At 56.8% G+C, this 19790-nt stretch carries 19 protein-coding genes; 4 read left to right on the top strand and 15 right to left on the bottom strand.

The genetic code is table 11. The annotated features are described in order from the left end of the window. The first annotated feature begins 50 nt into the window (after positions 1-50). The 3 genes from ACR0BF_RS16050 to ACR0BF_RS16040 all read left to right on the top strand — a co-directional run bounded on the left by ACR0BF_RS16050 (position 51) and on the right by ACR0BF_RS16040 (position 2912). The gene (locus ACR0BF_RS16050) at positions 51-479 is read left to right on the top strand and encodes an Lrp/AsnC family transcriptional regulator (protein ID WP_480474766.1); all 429 of its coding nucleotides are present in this window, start codon (positions 51-53) and stop codon (positions 477-479) included. 72 nt (positions 480-551) lie between these two features. Further along, positions 552-1250, top strand: coding sequence for a transglycosylase SLT domain-containing protein (locus ACR0BF_RS16045; protein ID WP_480625306.1), 699 nt, complete (start codon positions 552-554; stop codon positions 1248-1250). A 69-nt stretch (positions 1251-1319) separates the two neighbouring features. Then, on the top strand, positions 1320-2912 hold the full coding sequence (locus tag ACR0BF_RS16040; protein ID WP_480625319.1) for an FHIPEP family type III secretion protein: 1593 nt from the start codon (positions 1320-1322) through the stop codon (positions 2910-2912). Between the two features lie 53 nt (positions 2913-2965). Here ACR0BF_RS16040 and ACR0BF_RS16035 read toward each other — a convergent pair whose 3' ends face one another. The 8 genes from ACR0BF_RS16035 to ACR0BF_RS16000 are packed head-to-tail and all read right to left on the bottom strand — an operon-like array spanning position 2966 to position 10503. Beyond that, complete coding sequence (locus tag ACR0BF_RS16035; RefSeq protein WP_480488151.1) at positions 2966-3610, bottom strand: DUF1523 family protein; 645 nt, start codon at positions 3608-3610, stop codon at positions 2966-2968. A gap of 10 nt (positions 3611-3620) precedes the next feature. Further along, entirely contained in the window at positions 3621-3887 is a 267-nt protein-coding gene (locus ACR0BF_RS16030) for a hypothetical protein (RefSeq protein WP_480483903.1), read from the bottom strand. Position 3888: 1 nt separating this feature from the next. Then, a complete protein-coding gene (locus tag ACR0BF_RS16025; RefSeq protein ID WP_480625305.1) occupies positions 3889-5226 on the bottom strand; it encodes a DUF6638 family protein in 1338 nt (445 codons plus the stop codon). Next, on the bottom strand, positions 5223-5999 hold the full coding sequence (locus ACR0BF_RS16020; RefSeq protein WP_480625304.1) for a hypothetical protein: 777 nt from the start codon (positions 5997-5999) through the stop codon (positions 5223-5225). Before ACR0BF_RS16020 ends, ACR0BF_RS16025 begins: the two co-directional genes overlap by 4 nt. After that, the gene (locus ACR0BF_RS16015; protein WP_480625303.1) at positions 5996-7927 is read right to left on the bottom strand and encodes an AAA family ATPase; all 1932 of its coding nucleotides are present in this window, start codon (positions 7925-7927) and stop codon (positions 5996-5998) included. The genes ACR0BF_RS16020 and ACR0BF_RS16015 overlap by 4 nt, the downstream gene beginning before the upstream one ends. A gap of 55 nt (positions 7928-7982) precedes the next feature. Continuing rightward, positions 7983-9104: a hypothetical protein gene (locus ACR0BF_RS16010; RefSeq protein WP_480625302.1), complete on the bottom strand. Its 1122-nt coding sequence runs from the start codon at positions 9102-9104 to the stop codon at positions 7983-7985. After that, on the bottom strand, positions 9104-9406 hold the full coding sequence (locus tag ACR0BF_RS16005) for a hypothetical protein (RefSeq protein ID WP_480474719.1): 303 nt from the start codon (positions 9404-9406) through the stop codon (positions 9104-9106). The genes ACR0BF_RS16010 and ACR0BF_RS16005 overlap by 1 nt, the downstream gene beginning before the upstream one ends. Positions 9407-9420: 14 nt before the next feature. Beyond that, entirely contained in the window at positions 9421-10503 is a 1083-nt protein-coding gene (locus ACR0BF_RS16000) for a hypothetical protein (RefSeq protein WP_480625301.1), read from the bottom strand. Positions 10504-10789: 286 nt separating this feature from the next. Between ACR0BF_RS16000 and ACR0BF_RS15995 the strand changes: the two genes are divergently transcribed. After that, complete coding sequence (locus ACR0BF_RS15995; protein ID WP_480625300.1) at positions 10790-12265, top strand: NAD-dependent succinate-semialdehyde dehydrogenase; 1476 nt, start codon at positions 10790-10792, stop codon at positions 12263-12265. A 170-nt stretch (positions 12266-12435) separates the two neighbouring features. On the opposite strand, the gene ACR0BF_RS15990 is transcribed toward ACR0BF_RS15995, so the two are convergent. The 7 genes from ACR0BF_RS15990 to ACR0BF_RS15960 all read right to left on the bottom strand — a co-directional run bounded on the left by ACR0BF_RS15990 (position 12436) and on the right by ACR0BF_RS15960 (position 19755). Beyond that, on the bottom strand, positions 12436-13362 hold the full coding sequence (locus ACR0BF_RS15990; protein ID WP_480625299.1) for a DMT family transporter: 927 nt from the start codon (positions 13360-13362) through the stop codon (positions 12436-12438). Positions 13363-13533: 171 nt separating this feature from the next. Next, complete coding sequence (locus tag ACR0BF_RS15985) at positions 13534-14001, bottom strand: Hsp20 family protein (RefSeq protein ID WP_480474711.1); 468 nt, start codon at positions 13999-14001, stop codon at positions 13534-13536. A 122-nt stretch (positions 14002-14123) separates the two neighbouring features. Then, positions 14124-14939 carry a trypsin-like serine peptidase gene (locus ACR0BF_RS15980; protein WP_480625298.1) on the bottom strand — a complete coding sequence of 272 codons (816 nt, stop codon included), beginning with the start codon at positions 14937-14939 and terminating at the stop codon, positions 14124-14126. After that, positions 14936-15727: a trypsin-like serine peptidase gene (locus ACR0BF_RS15975; RefSeq protein ID WP_480520066.1), complete on the bottom strand. Its 792-nt coding sequence runs from the start codon at positions 15725-15727 to the stop codon at positions 14936-14938. The genes ACR0BF_RS15980 and ACR0BF_RS15975 overlap by 4 nt, the downstream gene beginning before the upstream one ends. 120 nt (positions 15728-15847) lie before the next feature. After that, the gene (gene glcF, locus ACR0BF_RS15970; RefSeq protein ID WP_480625297.1) at positions 15848-17161 is read right to left on the bottom strand and encodes a glycolate oxidase subunit GlcF; all 1314 of its coding nucleotides are present in this window, start codon (positions 17159-17161) and stop codon (positions 15848-15850) included. 4 nt (positions 17162-17165) lie between these two features. After that, positions 17166-18266: an FAD-binding protein gene (locus ACR0BF_RS15965; protein WP_480625296.1), complete on the bottom strand. Its 1101-nt coding sequence runs from the start codon at positions 18264-18266 to the stop codon at positions 17166-17168. Positions 18267-18315: 49 nt separating this feature from the next. Beyond that, positions 18316-19755 carry an FAD-linked oxidase C-terminal domain-containing protein gene (locus ACR0BF_RS15960; RefSeq protein WP_480494513.1) on the bottom strand — a complete coding sequence of 480 codons (1440 nt, stop codon included), beginning with the start codon at positions 19753-19755 and terminating at the stop codon, positions 18316-18318. Positions 19756-19790: the final 35 nt, after the last annotated feature.

Genomic DNA, 19790 nt, shown 5'->3' with positions numbered 1-19790 from the left:
AAGGGCGTCAATCTGATCTAAACCCGGACTTGCCGCAAACCGGAGCCCCAATGGACCAGCTTGACCGTCGTATTATCGCCGCCCTGCAAGCCAATGCACGTGCCTCGACCACGCAGATCGCGGCCTCGCTGGGTGTGGCCCGCACGACTGTGCATGAACGGATCAGTCGGCTGGAACATCGCGGCGTAATCACGGGATACACCGTGCGCCTTGGGTCCACGGAAGACACGCCTAAAGTGCAGGTCATCGTTATGCTGGAAGTGCAGCAGAAGGAAACCAACCGAATCCTTAAACGGCTCGAGGCCTATCCCGAGGTCAAACTGTGCCTGTCGATCAACGGCGAATTCGATCTGATGCTGACTGCAGATGCCCCGAGGCTGGAGGATCTGGACATACTGGTGGACGATCTGGCGAAGATCCCCGGTGTCCTGCGCACCAATACAAGCGTTGTTTTCGGGCGCAGGATCGACCGAAACTGAGGCTGCGATAACACTCTGTAAACCGATCGGCGTCTAGCTTGGCCGGGAACACCAGAATCCCGGACCGGCAGAATGCCAATTCACAGAATACCGATTGCTTTCATGATACTGCATGTGCTGTTGGCGCAGGCGGGTACCGCCATGCACAATGTGCCAACAGGCGGGCTTTGTGATCAGGCCGCGCGCCGTGCATCACTGTCCGAAGATGTTCCGCTGGACGTACTGCGCGCCATAACACGCGTTGAAACCGGGCGAACAGTTGGCGGAATGTTGCAGCCCTGGCCCTGGACTATAAATGTCGAAGGTCAGGGGTATTGGTTCAAGTCCGAGGCCGAGGCCAAGGCCTATGTTTTCGATATTTTCAAAGCGGGCTCTCGTAGCTTTGACGTCGGGTGTTTTCAGGTCAATTATCGATGGCATGGCAAGGCCTTCCGCTCGATCGATTCGATGTTCGATCCGGATGAAAATGCGACCTATGCCGCCCGCTTCCTGAAAGACCTTTATTTCGAGCTTGGTTCGTGGCCGGCTGCGGCCGGGGCTTATCATTCCCGTACGAATGCTCTGGCCAAGGCTTATCGTGGTCGGTTCCAGACAGTGATGGCCCAGTTGGACAACCCGTCCTCGTACGGATTTTCTCGTATGTCACTCGATCCGTTCACAAGGGCCGCAGCGCCCTTGATTCCGATGCTAGTGGCCACACCCGCCACCACTGCCCTGGGCTCTCTGGTCCCGACCAATAGCACAGCAACTGCTTTCATCCCTTTCAATTAGGATACCTGCGTGCCCCAGTTTGACATCCGGTCCCTGTTATCACCTACTGTCTTGTTGGTAGTGGCGCTGATGACCGTCATCGTCATGATGATCCTGCCCATGCCCGCCTGGGTGCTGGACGTCGGGCTAGCCGCCTCTTTCGCGCTTGCCATCCTGATTTTCACGCTGACGCTGTTCATCGAGCATCCGTTGGATTTCTCATCCTTCCCAACGATTCTTCTGGCATCGCTGATGTTGCGCCTGTCGCTGAACGTCTCGTCAACCAAACTGATCATCGGTCAGGGGCATACCGGACCCAACGCAGCGGGTGACGTGATCGAAGGGTTCGCCAATTTCGTCATGGGCGGCAGCATCTTTATGGGTCTTGTTGTATTCGGCGTGCTGCTGATCGTGAACTTCATGGTCATCACCAAAGGGGCCGCCCGTATGGCCGAAGTGGGCGCTCGCTTTGCCTTGGACGGGATGCCGGGCAAGCAGCTTGCCATCGACAGCGACATGTCAGCCGGGGCCATCGACCATCAGCAAGCAAAGGATCGGCGGGAACGCGAACAGCAGGAGACAACGTTCTTCGGCTCGCTCGACGGTGCGTCGAAATTTGTCAAAGGTGATGCCGTTGCCGGTCTTCTGATCACTCTTTTGAACCTTGTTATGGGTTTGGTCATGGGGGTGATCGTGCACGGAATGCCGGTGTCTTCGGCGTTCGAGACATATGCAATCCTGACCGTCGGTGATGGTCTGGTCTCGCAGATCCCCGCTGTTATCATCTCGATTGCCTCTGCATTGCTGCTGGCGCGCGGCGGAACACAGGGTGCCACTGACAATGCCATTTTCTCCCAACTCGGGCGGCATCCGGCGGCGCTGTCTACCGTGGCTGTTCTAATGGTCCTGTTTGCGCTGGTGCCCGGCCTGCCTTTCCTGCCGTTCATCCTCGGTGCAGCTGTGCTTGGATATGCGGCCTACAGAATTCGGAAAAAGCAGAAAGAAACGGACCCGTCATTGCATTCGCAGGCGACCGACACCGAGGTGCCTTTCTCGCAGGCTATTGGTGATATTCTGGATCTGGATGACGTGCACCTTGAATTCGCACCTGATCTGGTAAGTCTGGTGTTGAATCCCGGGACCGGGTTGGATGCCCGCATCGCCAATATGCGCACCTACGTGGCGTCCACCTTCGGATTGATCCTGCCCGAAATTCGTCTGACTGATCGAGCCGACCTGCCAACCGGAACCTATGTGATCAAGGTTACTCAGGCAGTATCAACGGCCCATGCCATCGGGCGTATCGAGAATATTTTGGTCGAGCCGGAAGCAAAAGCGCGTGTGGTGGTCGATCAGCGGTCCGGCACTATCGTTATGGGGCAGGAAGTCCGGATATCGCGTGTGGCTGTCTCTCAGGGTAACCTGACCCTGACAGTTCAGGAAGCGCCGATTGCCGTGCAACCCAACCCGTTTGCCAAGGGCGAAACAGTAATCGTGCCGCGCACTATTGCGGGGATCGAAGAGGAAGAAGGAACTGGCCTTGCCGAAATCCCCGAAGCTACGACCCTGTCCGAGGTTGTCGCAGGCCTGAACGCGCTAGGGGTGTCGTCCCAGGATATGATCGACATCTTGAAAACCATCAAGGCGGCGGGTGCCTTGCACGCAGAATTTGTCGTCAGGTAGCCGGCATCTCTGGCCCAACGGGCGTGCTGCGAACACGCCCGCGACGTTAAGGCCTATTTCGACTTCCAGCTGTCCAGCCAGCGCTGAAATCTGTTTCGGCGTTCTTCAATCGCGTCGCCGGCAGCATAAAAGCCGTCTTCCACATTCTCGATCATCGGATCAATTCGGGCCTTCCGGAACCTGCGCCAGCGCACCCAAACCGCCCAGACCAGCGCGGCAAAAATTGTCAGGAAAATGATGTTGAACCAGGGAATGACCTGCACATCTGGCCCTTCCACATGTTTGATGAAAATGGCGTTGGGGAAGATCGACATAAACTCGTTACGCCATCCGTAATGGGTCACGACCACCCATTTCGGGTTTTCTTTGGTCGATTTCGCATCATTGGCTTCGGTGTAAAGATTCGCTGTGTCAAACTTGAAATAAGGTGGCCACCCCCACCCGGTGTCTTCGTTTCGGTACACGATCGGCTTGCCATTTTCGCGCACGGCCTGAATGAATTGCACATCCCGGTTGGACAGGCTGGTGGATTGGTCTTCGGGTTCGGACCAGAATATCCGTGTCCAGTCGTTCAGATCCTGCCGCTCTTCGTAGGTGTTTACGATACGCACAACGTCATGTTGCGGCAGCGAGTATTGCAGGACCGCCGCGATCGTTCCCCAGAAGATGATGATGAACGCCCATTTCACATAGGCCATGCCTAAACCCTCACATGTAATTCACGATGTAGATCAGCGCGCCAATCGCCACCCATGGCACAATATAGACACCCAGGATCAGTTTGCGCCGGAACGAATTGTCATACACATGCAATCCGCGTTCGACAAAAGCGTCCTTGTTGCCCGTCTTGCCCTTTTCGTCCCACCAGCTTTCCAGTTTGCGGCGGCGTATCCCGCGCGAGTAGAAAGACAGCGCGACATAGGCGATCGACTGGATCACCAACAAGATCAGCAAAAGGCGCAATAACCCGAACATTTCAGCCTTTCCTTACCGAACCCCACGGACCGACCCGCGCGATTATGTCATCGCTGACCCGGTCTTCTCCGCTCATATCCGGCTCATGGCCGAACAGCGCGGCACGGGCCCCTTGCTTGTCCACCTGATACTCGCGCGCGAGGAAGTCGGCAACATAGGCTTTCTTGCTCTCGGGCCATCTGGAATAGGTGCTATAGAACAGCTCTTTGTGGCAAATGAACATCTGGCGCGGGTCCAGCGGGGCCAGTTCGGCCAGCAGCATGTTCACCAGATCACGGTTCGGCGTGTCAGCGGCGCGCAAAGTGTAGAAATAAGCCGGATGATCCGACGTGATACGCGGCCACGGCCCCCCGTCGCTTGCCCAGCGCAACAGTTGCGCAAGGCCGTGATAGGCTTCGGGCAGGCGATCCGAGTGATTGCGCGCCAACCGCCGCATATCGCTTCGGTCCAGTCCGGTAAGGTCGACATCTGCATCCGTCGCCGCGTCGACAGTCAGGAAATCCATCTTCTGCTGCAGGATTGCGGCGGCATCCACGCCGCGCGCCTTGACGATGGGTTCGACCAGATCATTGTAATCCAGAAACTTTGCAATCTGGTTCCGCTGCAACGGGTCAAAAACGTATTTGATCGGCAAATCGTCAGGCCTGTCACCCATACAGATCGCCGCCGGGTGATCCAGGTCCGGGAACAGGTACAGCCCGCCGAAATGCGCCGTCCAGAAGTTGCGTTGCTCAAAATCCGTGTGGCGCAGATGGACGGGGTTACGCGTGACGTCGCCGGTTTCCTTGGCGGTCTCGATCATCCTGGCGATCAGCACATCGTCGAACCAGGCATCCTCGGCGGTTTTGAACTGTTCGACCATGCCCGCCAGCTGCTGCGCCTTGCGCAAGGTGCCGCCTGCGGTGTCGGCCTCAATCTCGATTTTGCGCAGATTAAACAAATCACGGGGACTGCTGAGCTTGAAGACCGAGTTCACCAGCTCTCCGGCCACCGCGTCGGTGGCGGTCAGGGCAAACAGTTGCGCCTCATTCATCTCGATGAATTCCCGCAGGATATCGCGCGAGGTCGAGAATTTGACGTTCAGCAACGGTGCGCGTTTCTGCTCGGTCGTCAGCAGGATAAACTGCCGGTTGACCCCGTTGGGGTTAAGGTAGAGCTCGTCCTCCAGCTCAATCCCCACCTCCGGCGAATAACCCGAGATATCGACATGGAAATCCGAAAGCTGTGTGGTCTTGCCCGCCAGATGCTGCAGCGCGCGGTTATACCGCTCGACTAAGGCCGGGCTGGAGATGTGGACGAGGTTGCCAAACATCAGGCCTTTTTCGATGAGGCGGATCATGCTCTTTTCTCTCTAAGGAAAATCGGCGCAAATGACTTATTCACGTCACCGACCACATCACCTTCCGGCCAGTACATCTGATTTCGCTTTATTCGACTTGTCGCACTGTCAGGCAAAACCAAAAACACGAACTCTGCACAGATGTTTTTTAGCCACTTTACGGCAGACAGCGTCCAGTCCATCCAAGTCTCAAAGGGATTGGTGTCATCATTTTCGCCTTTTGGTAGCGTTCCTACGCGGAATCGTTCATCAAAAACCACCCGTTCACCCGCGAGGGCGAAGGAGTTACCTTCCGTCTTATGAATAAAGAACGTGAGATCTAGGTCATCTTCCAAGCTAGAAACACTTTTTCGCGCAGCGGTCAGCGAGTAGTGGTTAGTGCATTCACTCCGTAGGGTACGAGCGATGCGATAGCCATCATCGCTTTGCAGTTTTTGGAACTGGTCAAGACTATTGGTCGAAAAGTTCTTAATGATTAGATCATCGGTCTTATTCCACTTTTGCTTTCCCTTCAAAAGCTCAACAACTTCAAAGAGTTTCGCGGAAAGAGTCCTAGCTAAAAACATCTTTGTGCTGAGTGAAACCAGATAAGCAGGTTTTGGGTCGGAGATTTCGCGGGCATTCAATGAATACAATCTGAGAAGCGTGTTCACCTCATTGTAAGCGCAAAGAAGAAGAGACATGAATGCTGCCTGATCAGCAGGCACACCTTTAAGGTGCCGCCCCTCGATCAGCATTTCATCGAAACGGAGAAACCCTTTTACTTCCGTCACCCCTTTCCCTCCAGATACCGCCGCTTGGCCTCTTCCATCCGGCCCATCTCGCGGACGGCGTTTTCGATGGCGACCTCGTCGCTCTTGTCAGCATAGCGGAACTCGCTGTCGGCGTAGCGGTTGATTTCCTGCATCACCATCTCAACCGTGATCGGCTGGCGCAGGTCCTCGATCATCGCTTTCTTGGTGTCGTAGTCGCGGAACAGGAACAGGTCGGGGTTTTCCATCCACTCATCGGGCAGTTCGAAATCCATCGCGCGGACCTTGACCGCGTCGGTGATGTTCTTGATCGCACGGCCGGTAAAGCGCTCATCCGCCTGCTGGATCGCCTTGAGGTAGGTGCCCAGCTTGGCAATTGTGTCCATCTGACCGATCTCCCCCGAGACCCGGTCATAGACCTGCAACAAAGCATCCTCATGCGGGCGGGAATGGCTTTCGAAACTGGCGGCGACGGCTTTCTTGATTTCCTGCGCGGCATAGGCCTCGTGTTCGCCCAGTGGAATGTCGTGATTGCGGCCCATCAACAGGTGCAGGATGTCGATGTAATCCTCACGCGTTTGCGGCCCGTCCACCAGAAACCGCGCGCCCGCCCGCTGGCGCAGGGCGTCGTCCACATTCTCAGGGTAGTTCGAGAACATACCAAAGGTGCAGTTGCCGCGCACGACGGTGTTGGCACCGGCAAAGCTCTCCATCAGAACGGCGGTGATTTCCAACTGCCCGGCTGACGACTGCCGGTCACCGCGCTTACCCGCCAGCTGGTCGATATCGTCGATGGTGCCAAAGCCGATGACCGAGGGGTCGATGATCGTGTTGATAAACGCCTTGGCGTTCTGGCCGGATTTGCCCTGATAGCTGTCGATATTGTCGGTGCTCAGGTTCTGATAGCGGAACGGATAGCCCGCGTTCTGGCAATACTCGTTGATCAGCCCGGCCATCATCTGGATCAGGGTGGTCTTGCCGGTGCCCGGTTTGCCGTCACCCATGAAGGTGAAGATGAACCCGCCAAGTTCCGCAAACGGGTTCAGGCGGCGGTCGAAATCATAGGCCATCACCATCTTGGCCAGCTTCATCGCCTGATACTTGGCGATATGGTTGCCGACCACTTCGTTTGGTTTCTTGAACGTCATGGTCAAGGTGGTTGATTTTGCCTTTGAAGCGGGCTCGAACCCCCGGATCGTCAGATCGTCGGCCTCGATATGCCAGGCCGCATTCTGGAACGGGGCCAGATGACCTGCGGACCCTGCGCGCAGGGCTGACTTCTCCATCAGTTGTTCGGCATAGGCACTGGTGGCCGCAATCAGATGGGCATCGTCCAAGGCGTATTTGGCCAGCGTCTGGTCCAGCTCCCACAACGCGCCGTGCAGGGCAAGTTGGCCGTTGTCGGTCAGGACCTCTTCGATCTCACCAATAGCAACCGTAGTCTCACCCAGATGCGAGGACAACAGATAGGCCAGCGCATTGCCGAACGTGTGTAACGTGATCAACGCTTCGGCTGTCAGTACCTCTGAAAACTCGGTCTTCCGTGCGGCGGGCAGATCCCCGGCCAGGTTTGCCCGTTTCAGATCGGCCAACGGGGTCTGTTCCGCATAAGTGTCCGCCACGGCCAGAGCGATTGCGACGGCGCGGCGGATCACCTGTTGTGCAGTCGCTTGCGGCGGCGAAACCAAGGCATCACCATCGTCCGAGGCTTCGATCCGCTCAACCAGATGCACCCCGTCTGCGCGCACGGTCCGGCGTGTCACCAACCCCGGTGTCGTCGAGCGAAATCGCCGACCGGTTGACACGCCCGGCGAGCGTTCAACGGTGGTTTCCACAGCTTTGGCGATCCGCGGCGCATGTTCGAACCCATTCAGCAAAGCGGTCGCTGCCGGGTAGTGCTTGCGAATATCGTCTTCGCGCAATTCCATCTGATCTGACGTCAAACTCATCTAAAAAACCGCCCTTGCTTCATCTTTTCAAAAATACTCTCGCCGAAGGCGAAAATTAGTACCTCAAAACCTGCCCCGCATTGCTGACGACGAACTTGCGCACATCGGCAAAACCCGGCGGGTTGCGTTCGGCCAGCACCTGAAACGGGCGCTGTGGCAGGATGATCGACCGTTGGGTGCGGGTGGCCCCGGTCTCGGCCCCCTGCCCGCCAAAAGGATCCAGTGCAAAAACCTCACGCTCGACAGTTGAAAACCAGCCAGCGCGTTCCTCGATGACCTCTTCGCTGTGCAACTCTTCGGTAGTCCAGGCCAGCGCCCAATCCTGACCTTGCGGAGATTGCGCATCCTCCAGCACCTGCCGCAAGGGGCCGGATTGTTCGGTAAAGGCCGAAGAATACATCGGACCCACATGAATGCGGCGCAGGTGTTTGGGGTGCAGGTCGTTGAAATCCTGATCAAAGCCCTTTGCGATGGTCACCAGTTTCAGCCCGCCTAAAGACTGCGCCATCAAGTGAGCCTGCACCTCAGGCCAGCGGCGTTGGTCCTTGGGCAGGGCGGTTTTGCCTGTGTCCTCCAGCTGCATCAGATAGATGACGGGCAGGTTGATCTGGCTGTCATAGACCGCCCAGTGGATCATGAACTTGCGCCGTTCGCCTACATTCCCGATCCAGTGGCACTCAGGATCGTTGCGGGCCCAGAACAGCTGACCCTTCAGCAACTCTTCGTAATAGAGCCGTTGAGACAGCGCAAATTGCAGTTTGGTGGGGATTCCCCGGTCGCCAATGATCGTGCGGACCATGTCGGTTTTCAAGTCATCTTCCGAGGGCATATTCGCCAGATGCACCTGCGCCTGCTGCGCGTCATTGGCCATGGTCAGCAACTCGGCCGCCACCGGAAACCCGCTGTCGCGCTTGTCCATTGCAAGGCTGCCAAAGAACCGCCCCGTATCGCGCCCGACCAGCAGGTATTTCATGCTGAGCGCGCGAAAGGTGTAGAGCAACCCCGAAAGGTAACGCGACACAATCCGCACCTCTTGCTTCGAGATCGCGCCCTCGGCCTCCATCGTTGCCGCCACGCGCAGGAGGTGGACAGTGATCACCTCGAATTTGCGGAAATAGCGGCGCGAGGCGAAGGTGTCGGTCAGGCCGACATGGTCTTGGGTGGCGTCATTCACCATTAGTCTCCACCGTCTCCATCACCATCGGCATCCCCTGAATGAAACCCATCTGCCTCGTTGTGAAAGGCGATTTCAGCAGAAACCGGATCCTCTTTCCGATAGAGACGATAAACCACGTGCCCTACAGCAATGAACACAGCAAAGCCCAATATTGGAAACCAAATAGACTCAGTGATCCAGTAGAGTACGACACCAATGCCGATTGCGAACCATCGCATGATCATCGCGGTCTCAACCCAATCGGGTAGCTCGATATCCTTGCGCGTTGGTCGGTAGGAGGTGCCTTTGCCGCTGTCTTTCATTGCGACTGCGCCCTTCAAGAGCCCCCATACAAATTCTTATCATGCTTCTCGACAATCGAGGCAAATCGGCGCGCGAACCGCTCATCCGCCTTGGCCTTTTTCTCCAGCACGTCGCGGGCAAAGACCATGTGGTCCTCATGCGCCTCAAGCATGTCGGCCATTTTCTGGTTGGTCGCGGTACCAATAGCAGCCATTGCCGTCTGAGCCTCCTGGTCGGTTTGCACACCGATCTCGTTAATGCGGTGGGCCACGTCCTGCTGCTGCGCGGTTTTCAGCGATTTGGTCAGGGCGTCATACAGCACCACGCGCTGCTGCGTGTCTGTTTGCAGCTTGTTGATCAGCACCATCTGTGTCGCCGCCTGGTTCTGGAGTGAATCGACCCAAGTTTTACCCTTTTCGATATAACGCTCCAGTGTCTGAGACTTGGCCAACTTGACCTGCTCTTCCTGAACCTTGGCGTTGTATTGCTTGTTCAGGTCGGCCAGCTGCGTTTCCAGCTGGGTCCGCGCGGCGGCGTCCTGTTCGACACTGATCTTGTTTTCCAGCGTGATAATCGCCGGGTCCATGCCCTGAATCTCGGCCCGCAATGCTTCCAGCTCGGCCACGGTTGCCTCCCGATCGTCCAGCGTGCCTGTCAGGTTGTCCTCGACCTTTACACGTTGTTCTTCCAGCACGGTCAGCTGCCCTTGCAGCAGCTTCACGATCACATCGGATTTGGCGATCAGGTCCTGCAATTTGTCGTCGATATTGGCCGTGCGCATCCGCTCTTGCCGCAGCGACTCGGATTTACCCTTGGAAAAGATGCCAACAAACGATTCCCACCCGGTTTTCGAGCGCATCTCGTCGAAATCCTTGGAAAACGCGTTGGTAACATCGTCCAGACCCATGATCAGCTCGGCGATGTTGGCGTTCATCACCTCAGTGTGGGCGTGAACATCCTCGAGCGTGGCATTTTCGATGTCGATATCGGCCTCGGCCGTTCCAATCTTGGCCCGCGCCGCTTCGATGTGCGAGGTCAGCCCCTCAATCTGCGACTGGCTTTCGCGCACTTTCGTTTGCGTTTCTTTGATGAGCGCTTCGAATTGCTGGTTCGACATCTCTGCTGTCCTTTTTTTCTTTAATTACCCAATAAGATAGGAAATGTTACGGTCATTTACATCCCCTTGAGTCCAAAAATCACGCAAACTCTGGCAAACTTGGGGTGGAAAGAAAAGCCGCGTGATCGCAACCTGACGTAGAACTCAACGCTGCGACTATGCTGCAACGATTAGGTCCGAAAATAATTTGATCAAAACTGGGCTGATCGACCTGTATCAGTGGCCATAGACAAAGCCTTCAACACCTGATTGGGTGCGCCAACTCAATTTCTGCGCGGAGAATGACATGCTGGACGCAACGACTGATCTAAAATCAATTCTGAAGAACCCAGGCCTGCTTGTAACCAAAGCCTATATCGGCGGTCAGTGGGTGGATGGTGACAACGGAACGTTCGACGTGACCAACCCGGCCCGGGGCGATGTGGTGGCCAAAGTGGCCGATGTCAGCCGCGCGCAGGTTGCCGGAGCAATCGCACAGGCCGAAGCCGCGCAAAAGGAATGGGCCAAGCTGACCGGCAAGGAACGTGCCGTGATCCTGCGGCGCTGGTTCGACCTGATGATGGAGAACGCCGAAGATCTGGGCAAGATCCTGACCGCAGAACAGGGTAAACCGCTGGCTGAGGCCATCGGCGAAATCGGCTATGGCGCGTCCTTCATCGAGTTTTTCGGTGAAGAAGCCAAGCGAGTGTATGGCGAGACCATCCCGGGACATCAGCGCGACAAGCGGATCATGGTGCTGAAACAGCCCATTGGTGTGGCGGCTTCGATCACACCCTGGAACTTTCCAAACGCCATGATCACGCGCAAGGCAGGGCCGGCGCTGGCGGCGGGGTGTGCCTTTGTTGCCCGCCCGGCGGCAGAAACACCACTGTCCGCGCTGGTTCTGGCGCTTCTTGCGGAACAAGCCGGCGTGCCAGCTGGTGTCTTCAACGTGGTGCCTTCATCCCAGGCCAGCGAGATCGGCAAGGAGTTCTGCGAAAACCCCGGTGTGCGCAAGTTGACCTTTACCGGCTCGACCGAGGTGGGGCGTATCCTGCTGCGGCAAGCTGCTGATCAGGTCATGAAATGCTCGATGGAACTGGGCGGCAATGCACCCTTTATCGTGTTTGATGACGCCGATCTGGATGCAGCCGTCGAAGGCGCGATGCTGTGCAAATTCCGCAATAACGGCCAGACCTGTGTCTGCGCCAACCGCATCTATGTACAGGCCGGTGTTTACGACGCGTTCGCTGCCAAACTGAAAGCGGCAGTTGAAGCCCTGAAAATCGGCGACGGTCTGACCGAGGGCACCACAACCGGCCCGCTGATCAATGCCGATGCGGTCGCCAAGGTGGAAGAGCATATCAAGGATGTCACGGACAAGGGCGGCGCCGTTCTGACCGGCGGATTGCCTCACGATCTGGGCGGTACGTTCTTTCAGCCGACCATTGTGACCGGCGTGACTCAGGACATGATGGTGGCGCAGGATGAAACCTTTGGCCCGCTGGCACCGCTGTTCAAGTTCGAGAATGAAGATGACGTGATCGCCATGGCGAATGACACGATCTTTGGACTGGCCTCGTATTTCTATGCAAAGGACCTGAGCCGCGTCTACAAAGTGGCCGAGGCGCTGGAATATGGCATTGTCGGCGTGAACACCGGCATCATTTCGACTGAGCTAGGCCCGTTCGGCGGCGTCAAGCAATCCGGTCTGGGCCGAGAAGGCAGCCATCACGGCATGGAAGACTATCTTGAGATGAAATACGTCTGCATGTCGGTCTGATCTGGCGGGCCATCGCCTTGGGGCGGTGGCCATTCTGCCCGCAGGCGAGGCGTTGTTCGGGTCAAACGGACCGGTGGCGGCTGGGAAATAAACTTATTTCACCAAGCATGAATTCCCCACGCGCAAGCATCGCAGGAACTTTTCGTATGGGGCTCGATACGATCCCAAACTTACGTCTTTTCGTTTTTCGCTATCACGGTCGTTACGGTGCGCGTCACCCGACTTCTGGTTATTGTAATCGCCCCTAAGACCAAAGCACAGGCTATGGCTTGCGCAGTTGTGATCGCTTCTCCAAACGCAAAGAACCCGACTGCAAACATCGTGGGCAATTCAATGCTTCCGACAACCGCAGTTTGAGAAGCGCCGATCAGCGGCGAACAGATCGTGTAGACAAGCTGCGGCACAAGCGCCGTGACCAATCCAATTCCAATGATCAGAACCCAATCGGACTGACGTTCAGGAAGCAGCGTGGAAACGTCTGCATTCAGCATCAAAGGCAAAAGCCCAAGTACCGATCCCAGAGATACCGAGGCGATACGTGCAAGTGGCGCAATTCGGGACAACCTGTGGACCAGAACAGAAATCCCGAAGCCAAAACCAAATGGCGCCGCCAGCGAGATTAAAAGCGTAGGAATGTGCTCGACCGGAACGGATGCTGGCGAGCCTGCTATGATGGCAGCCAGAATTATGAGACCAGAAGCAAGAATCGCACGCCTTGTGGGAGTATCGGCGAACAAAGCCCACGCAATGATCAACGTGAAAACCGGATATGTCATATAGAGCACGCCCACCGTCGATGCGGGCAGTGTCTTTAGGGCTGTGACATATCCGATCCAGCCAAGCCCCATCACCACTCCGACCGCAAGACCCCAACAAATCTCGCGCCAGGCTGTTCGATGTACGACGAGAACTGGCAGTAACAAAACCGCCGGAACGATGTAGCGGTAGAATGCGACCGCGAAAGGTGCGACGCCCTGCTCGGTCAGCCCCCTGCTGAAATAGGGAACAAGCCCGAAACAAATTGAAGCGAAAAGAACGCCAACAACCGCAAGCGGTTGAGGAATAGCCGGTCTAGTCTGCGTGGATGTCGTCGACATCTGCAAGTTCTAGCACAGGTTCGCGATTAGTGTAGCGGAGTTTACCGGGCCCACGCTTTGATATGCAAAGGCGTTTTCATCAAAAAAACAACGCCCCGCGTCTGGAGGAACGCGGGGCGCGGGTGTTGCGGCAGTCCGGGAGGAGGAGACTGCCGCTAGGCTTTCAAAGCCTCAGTTCACGGCCTTGGCGTCAACCACATCTTTTTCGATGGCTTTAGCCGAGGTAATTTCGATCCGGCGCGGTTTCAGTGCCTCGGGCACTTCGCGCTTCAGGTCGATGTTCAGCATTCCGTTCTCATGGCTTGCACCGGTGACACGGACGTGATCGGCCAGCGCAAAGCGACGCTCGAACGCGCGGGTTGCGATGCCTCGATGCAGATAGCTGCGGCTCTTGTCCTCGGATGCCTTCTTACCTGCAACAACCAGCGCGTTTTCTTTCACTTCAACGGACAGGTCGCTTTCTGAAAAACCGGCGACGGCCACCGAGATACGGTAAGTGTCGACATCGGTTTTTTCGATGTTATAGGGTGGATAGCTTGGCTGTGCCACATCATTGGTCAGAACACGATCCATCATGTCGGCGATCTGGTCAAAGCCAATGGTGGCGCGGTGCAGCGGTGCAAAATCAAATGTACGCATGTGTCATATCCTCATTTTTGAGCGATTCACGATCTGGCCCTCCGGCTGGACGGACCAATGTTGATGACGGACCCCGTTGTGGCGATCCGATATCAGTGACATGGGAAGCGATTTGACCGAGTTCAACCCCCGCCGGAGCTGATGAATTTCGCGCCAGACCCGGACGCGCCGGACCCAGCCTGTAACCGGCGGATCGTAGCTGTTGGTTTTGGCGCATCGCGCCGCATGATGGACTTGAGCTCGGCCACTATTCCGTCAAGCTCCATGCCGAACCCCACCTTTCTGCGACCGTTGGTGCCTACCGCTGAAACCACGGACAAAACCTGCCAGCGCGAACCGTTTTTTACCAGAATGGCGGATCCGGAAGACCCGAAGGTGACGTCGCAATCAAATGTGATCAGGCCCTGCCTGCGATCCAATACGCGGCACGACCTTTCGCGCGTGATCGCCTCGGATCGTCCGCGCCCATACGAGGCTATGCTGATCTCGTTTCCCGAAACTCGCCCGCTGTGCAACACGAAAGGATCGGCAATCGAATACGGAATGGGCTCATTCAGCCGCATCAGGGCGACATCCATCCGAACACCTTCGTGCGAAAGCGGGTTATTTGAAGCGTAGCCGGGCAGAACCGCAATCTGCGTAATCTGACGCTCGGCCAACGCGTTGCCGTTGCTCAGACCCGCACGAAACGTGATGTCTTTGGGCGCGTATGTTTCCCCGGTACGGCGGTCCACAGCACAATGGGCAGCGGTCAGCACCATGTCCTGCGCGATCAGCGTACCTGTGCAATAGGACTCTTCGCGCACATCCAGCCGCCCGATTGCTTCCCAACCATAAAGGTCATCCCGGTCTGTCAGCTTGCGTTTGTTGGCTTGCGCATGGGATGCGGTCGCCAGAACACTCAGGCCCAAAAGCAAAATTAATAAGACCTTGGTCATGGCCTGACAAACCTTGCACCGACGTTCTTGCCGGTACTTGAACCGGAGGTCGACAATCCAAATCCGTGCCCGGCAGACAGCTCGTCGCGCAGCAGTTGCAGCGAATGTTCAACCGCAGTGCCGATCGCAACGCTCTGGCCATCCATGCTGGCCTTTGCCGCCACAACCGACACGATTTGAGGGCGAGCGCCTGTAAAGGAAAAAACCGGTGCCCCTGAAGATCCGAAGTCGACGTCGCAGGACATGATCATAACGCCTGCCTGCCGGTTCATGACCGAACAAACCTGTTGCAACGAAGGCGCTTCTGACCGGTCATGTGCATAAGACACCACGCCCACTTCCGCACCCCGGCGGGGCTGATCTCCTGATTCAAACGGAATGACCGATGTGTTGCGGATCGGCTGCCAAAGCTCGATCAGGGCGACATCCGCGCCGACACGGTCCGTCGACGACTCGGCACTGAATTGATAATCCGGGTGAATTACAGCTTGTCTTGCCGTTCGATAGGCCAGAGCGCGGCCCAGCCGCCACCCAGCCAGAAATTCGATATCGGACGGGTTCACCCGCTGCCCGGACACCTTGTCGAACAGGCAGTGCGCAGCTGTCAGCACAAGGGTCGGCGACACAAGCGTTCCGGTGCAAAACCCTTTTCCGGCAATATCCAGACGCCCGACAGCCATCCATTCGCGCCCGGAATCCGAGGTCTCCAGGCTTTCCAGCCTGGTGTCCTGTGCTGTAGCCGCCATCGGCAAAGCACAAAGCACAATCGCCTTAATCCAGTTGCGCACTCGGGTCTCCGGAGACTCACTCTGAAGCTTTTGTCGTACGTGCCCCGTTGGGCGAAAATAGGGCGATCGGTGTACAGGGGAATTTCCTGAGGAAATGATGCGGGTCGGCATCAGGGCGGCTCATCGCAATATGGGAACAGCGCCCTCTGCCCGTTGCAAGGCGGGTGGCTTTGGCCCCCCTGTCGCCCAATCCAGCAGCTCGACCGTATGAACGACTGGCACTTGGGTGCCGGACCCGATCTGCATCATGCAGCCGATATTGCCTGCGGCGATGATATCGGGTTTCTTGACCTCCAGTGCCTTTATTTTACGCTGCTTCAACTGACCCGAGATTTCCGGCTGCATGAGGTTGTAAGTCCCTGCGCTACCGCAGCACAAATGGCTGTCGGCGGGCTCGACCACTTTGAACCCGGCACGTTTCAGCAGGTCTTTGGGATAGGTCTTGATCTTCTGCCCATGTTGCAGTGAACAGGCTGCGTGATACGCAACAGTAAGGTCCTGATCACGCCCTTCGGGCAAATTCAGCTGCATAACCAGCTCACTGATATCCATCGCAATACCCGAGACCCGCGCAGCATCATCCGAGAGCGTGTCGTTTCGGAACATATGCCCGTAATCCTTGACTGTCGTCCCACAGCCCGAGGTATTGATCACGATGGCGTCCAATCCGTCGCCGTCCATCTCGCGAATCCAGGCCCTGATATTGGCGATTGCGGCTGCATGGCTGTCTTTCACCTTGCCCATGTGATGGGTCAGTGCTCCACAACATCCAGCACCCTCAGCCACCACAACCTCACATCCAAGCCGGGTCAGCAGACGGATCGTGGCGTCATTAATGTCGGTATTCAGCGCTTTCTGCGCGCATCCCGTCATCAGGGCCACCCGCTTTTTCCGCTCGCCTTCGGGCGCAAAATTTTGTGGATCATCGTTGCGGCTGACAGGTGGAATGTTCATTGGCGCCATGTCCAGCATGGCACGCAACCGGGCATCTGGCATCAAGAACCGGAACGGGCGACCCAGTTTAGCCCCGATCAGGGCCCAGCGAAAGCGCATCGGATAGGGCAGGATCTGCGCCAGAACCCAACGCAAAATACGATCCGCCAAAGGGCGCTTGTAATTCGCCTCGATATATTCACGCGCGTGATCGACCAGATGCATATAGTGTACGCCGGATGGGCAAGTGGTCATACAAGCCAGGCAGGACAGGCACCGATCGATATGTTTGACCGTCTTTTCATCGGGCTGCCGCTCGTTTTCGAGCATATCCTTGATCAGATAGATGCGCCCGCGCGGACTGTCCAATTCATCGCCAAGAACCTGATAAGTCGGGCAAGTCGCCGTGCAGAATCCGCAATGGACGCAATTTCGCAGAATTTCGTTTGCGCGCTTGGTTGCCGGGTCTTGCAGCTGCCGTTCAGTGAATGATGTCTGCATAAACCTATCCCATCAGCCCCGGATTGAACAAACCACGTGGGTCAAATTTCGCGCGTAATCCCTTTGTCAGGGTCGAGACGGCCATGTTCTCCGGTTGAAAGCGCTCCAGTCGCGCGACCGTTTCAGCATCCGCACGCACAAGTGTCGCGTGGCCGGAAAACACTCCAAGCCGCGCGCGCAGATCCGTACCTTTCGGGACGCGCAGCCAGACAAGCCCGCCGCCCCAGTCAAAAAGCAACTGATCCGCTTCAGCACGCGCAGAAACTTCGGCCGCATCTCCGGGTTTTACGGAAAGCCGCCAGACATCCCCGTCCTGCCCCTGAAACGGATGAGCATCGCGGATACCAGCCCAAAGCGTGTCTGCATCTGCTTCTTCTGAAATCTCCCCAAACCGGGACAGTTCAGCCGTCAACCTGCCTGTACGATATGCGACCGCATCCGTGAAGCCTTCGACCCTAAGCAGGGCTTTCCCGGCGTCGGGATCATACGCAGCCCCGGTTACCTCGAACGGCGATCTCAGTGCAGCGGACAACACCCGAACCGCAGTGCCAGCATCCCGAACCGCAACAGATAATGTTGCCGCCCGTTCCGGTTTGGGTAACACCTTCAGCGAGACCTCGGTCAAAACCCCTAAAGTACCCCAGGACCCGCCCATCAATTTGACCAGATCGTACCCGGTGACGTTCTTCATGACGCGGCCACCGTTCTTGATCACCTGCCCGCGCCCATCGACATAGCGCACCCCCAGCAGAAAATCCCGGCAGGCCCCGGCCTGAATCCGTCGCGGGCCCGTAATATTGGCCGCGACGACACCGCCAATGGTCGGTTCACCCTGTGTTCCCAGCAAACCGCGATGGTCCATCGGCTCAAATGCGAGGTGCTGGCCCTCTGCTTCCAGCGCCGCCGTGATCTCTGCCAAAGGCGTCCCTGCCCGTGCAACAAGGGTCAGCGCCCCGGGTTCATATAGCGTGATACCGCGCAAAGCTCCGGTTTCGATTTCTGCATGCGGACCGACAATTCCACGCGTCCCGCCTCCGACAATGCGTACAGGGTTTTCCAACCCGGCCACCAGCTTTGCCAGATCGGCCTCAGTCTCAGGTCTCATTGGCTTCATCTTTTTCAAAATACTCCGGGGGCAAGGGGGCAGCGCCCCCTTATTCTGCAGCCATACGCCGCGGCTCCGACACGTCGAGCGGAAACACTTTGGCCGCGTTCAGCAGCCATTTAGGATCGAAAACGTCCTTAACCGCCATCTGCGCCTCAAGGTCGGCAGGTGAATATTGATGAGACATCAGATCCCGCTTTTCGATCCCCACACCATGTTCCCCAGTCAGACAGCCACCCTCGTCAACACACAGCTTCAGAATCTCTGCCCCAAAAGCTTCGCATTTTTCCAGATCGCCGGGTTTGTTGGCATCGAACAAGATCAGCGGATGCATATTTCCGTCGCCCGCGTGGAACACATTTCCGACCGGCAACCCAAACTCCTCACTCAATTCTCCGATACGACGCAGAACGGTTGGTAGGGCTGACACCGGGATCGTGCCATCCAGACACATATAATCGTTCAATTGTCCCATGGCACCGAATGCAGATTTCCGACCCAACCAGATCTTAGCGCTTTCCTCAGCCGACTGGCTTTCGCGCAATTCAACCGGGTCATGGCGTTTTGCTATCTCGATGATTTTCGAAAGCTGAAAATCTATTTCAGCGTCAGACCCCTCCACTTCGACGATCAGCAGCGCGTTGCAATCGGGATACCCGGCATGGGCAAAGTTTTCGCAGGCCCTGATGCACAATGTATCCATGAACTCGATCGCGACCGGCAATATGCCCGATTGGATGATGTCCGAGACACACTGCCCCGCAACCTCATTGTCATTAAAACCCATCAGGACCGGTCGTGCGCCCTCGGGCTTGCGAAGAATACGCAGCGTGGCCTCGGTCACCACACCCAGTTGACCTTCGGACCCACAGATGACGCCCAACAGATCCAGACCTGGTGCATCCAGATGCGCACCACCGATTTCGACAACGCTGCCGTCCATCATGACCATGGTCACGCCCAACAGGTTGTTTGTTGTTACCCCATATTTGAGGCAATGCGCTCCGCCCGAGTTCATCGCAATATTGCCAGCAATGGCACAGGCCAGCTGCGAAGACGGATCGGGGGCGTAGAAGAAATCCTCCTCCTCGACCGCGCCGGTAACGCTCAGATTGGTGCGACCCGTCTGTACTCTGATGAAGCGGTTGTCGTAGTCGATTTCCAACACCTCATTCATCCGTGCGACGCCCAGAATGACGCAATCCGCCGTGGGCAAGGCTCCACCGGCCAGTGAAGTGCCCGCGCCGCGCGGCACCACAGGCACGTTTTCGTCATGACAAATGCGCAGAACGTCCGAAACCTGCTGTGTGCTTGACGGCAGCACGGCCAGCATCGGCGGGCATTTATAGGCTGTCAAAGCGTCACACTCGTAAGCGCGGGTTTCGGCGGGGTCATGGATGATCGCATCTTCGGGCAGAACCCGCGACAGCCGCGCAACAAGCGCAGATTTCCGGCTCAGAACATCCGGGCTTGGCTTTGGCATCTCCATGGCATCACTCCTTTTGGTAAAATAATATTACCAAT

The sequence above is a fragment of the Ruegeria sp. AG7 genome, assembly GCF_056541545.1.
The sequence above is the reverse complement of the archived record's forward strand: the minus strand, read 5'-3'. Positions and strand labels throughout refer to the sequence as shown.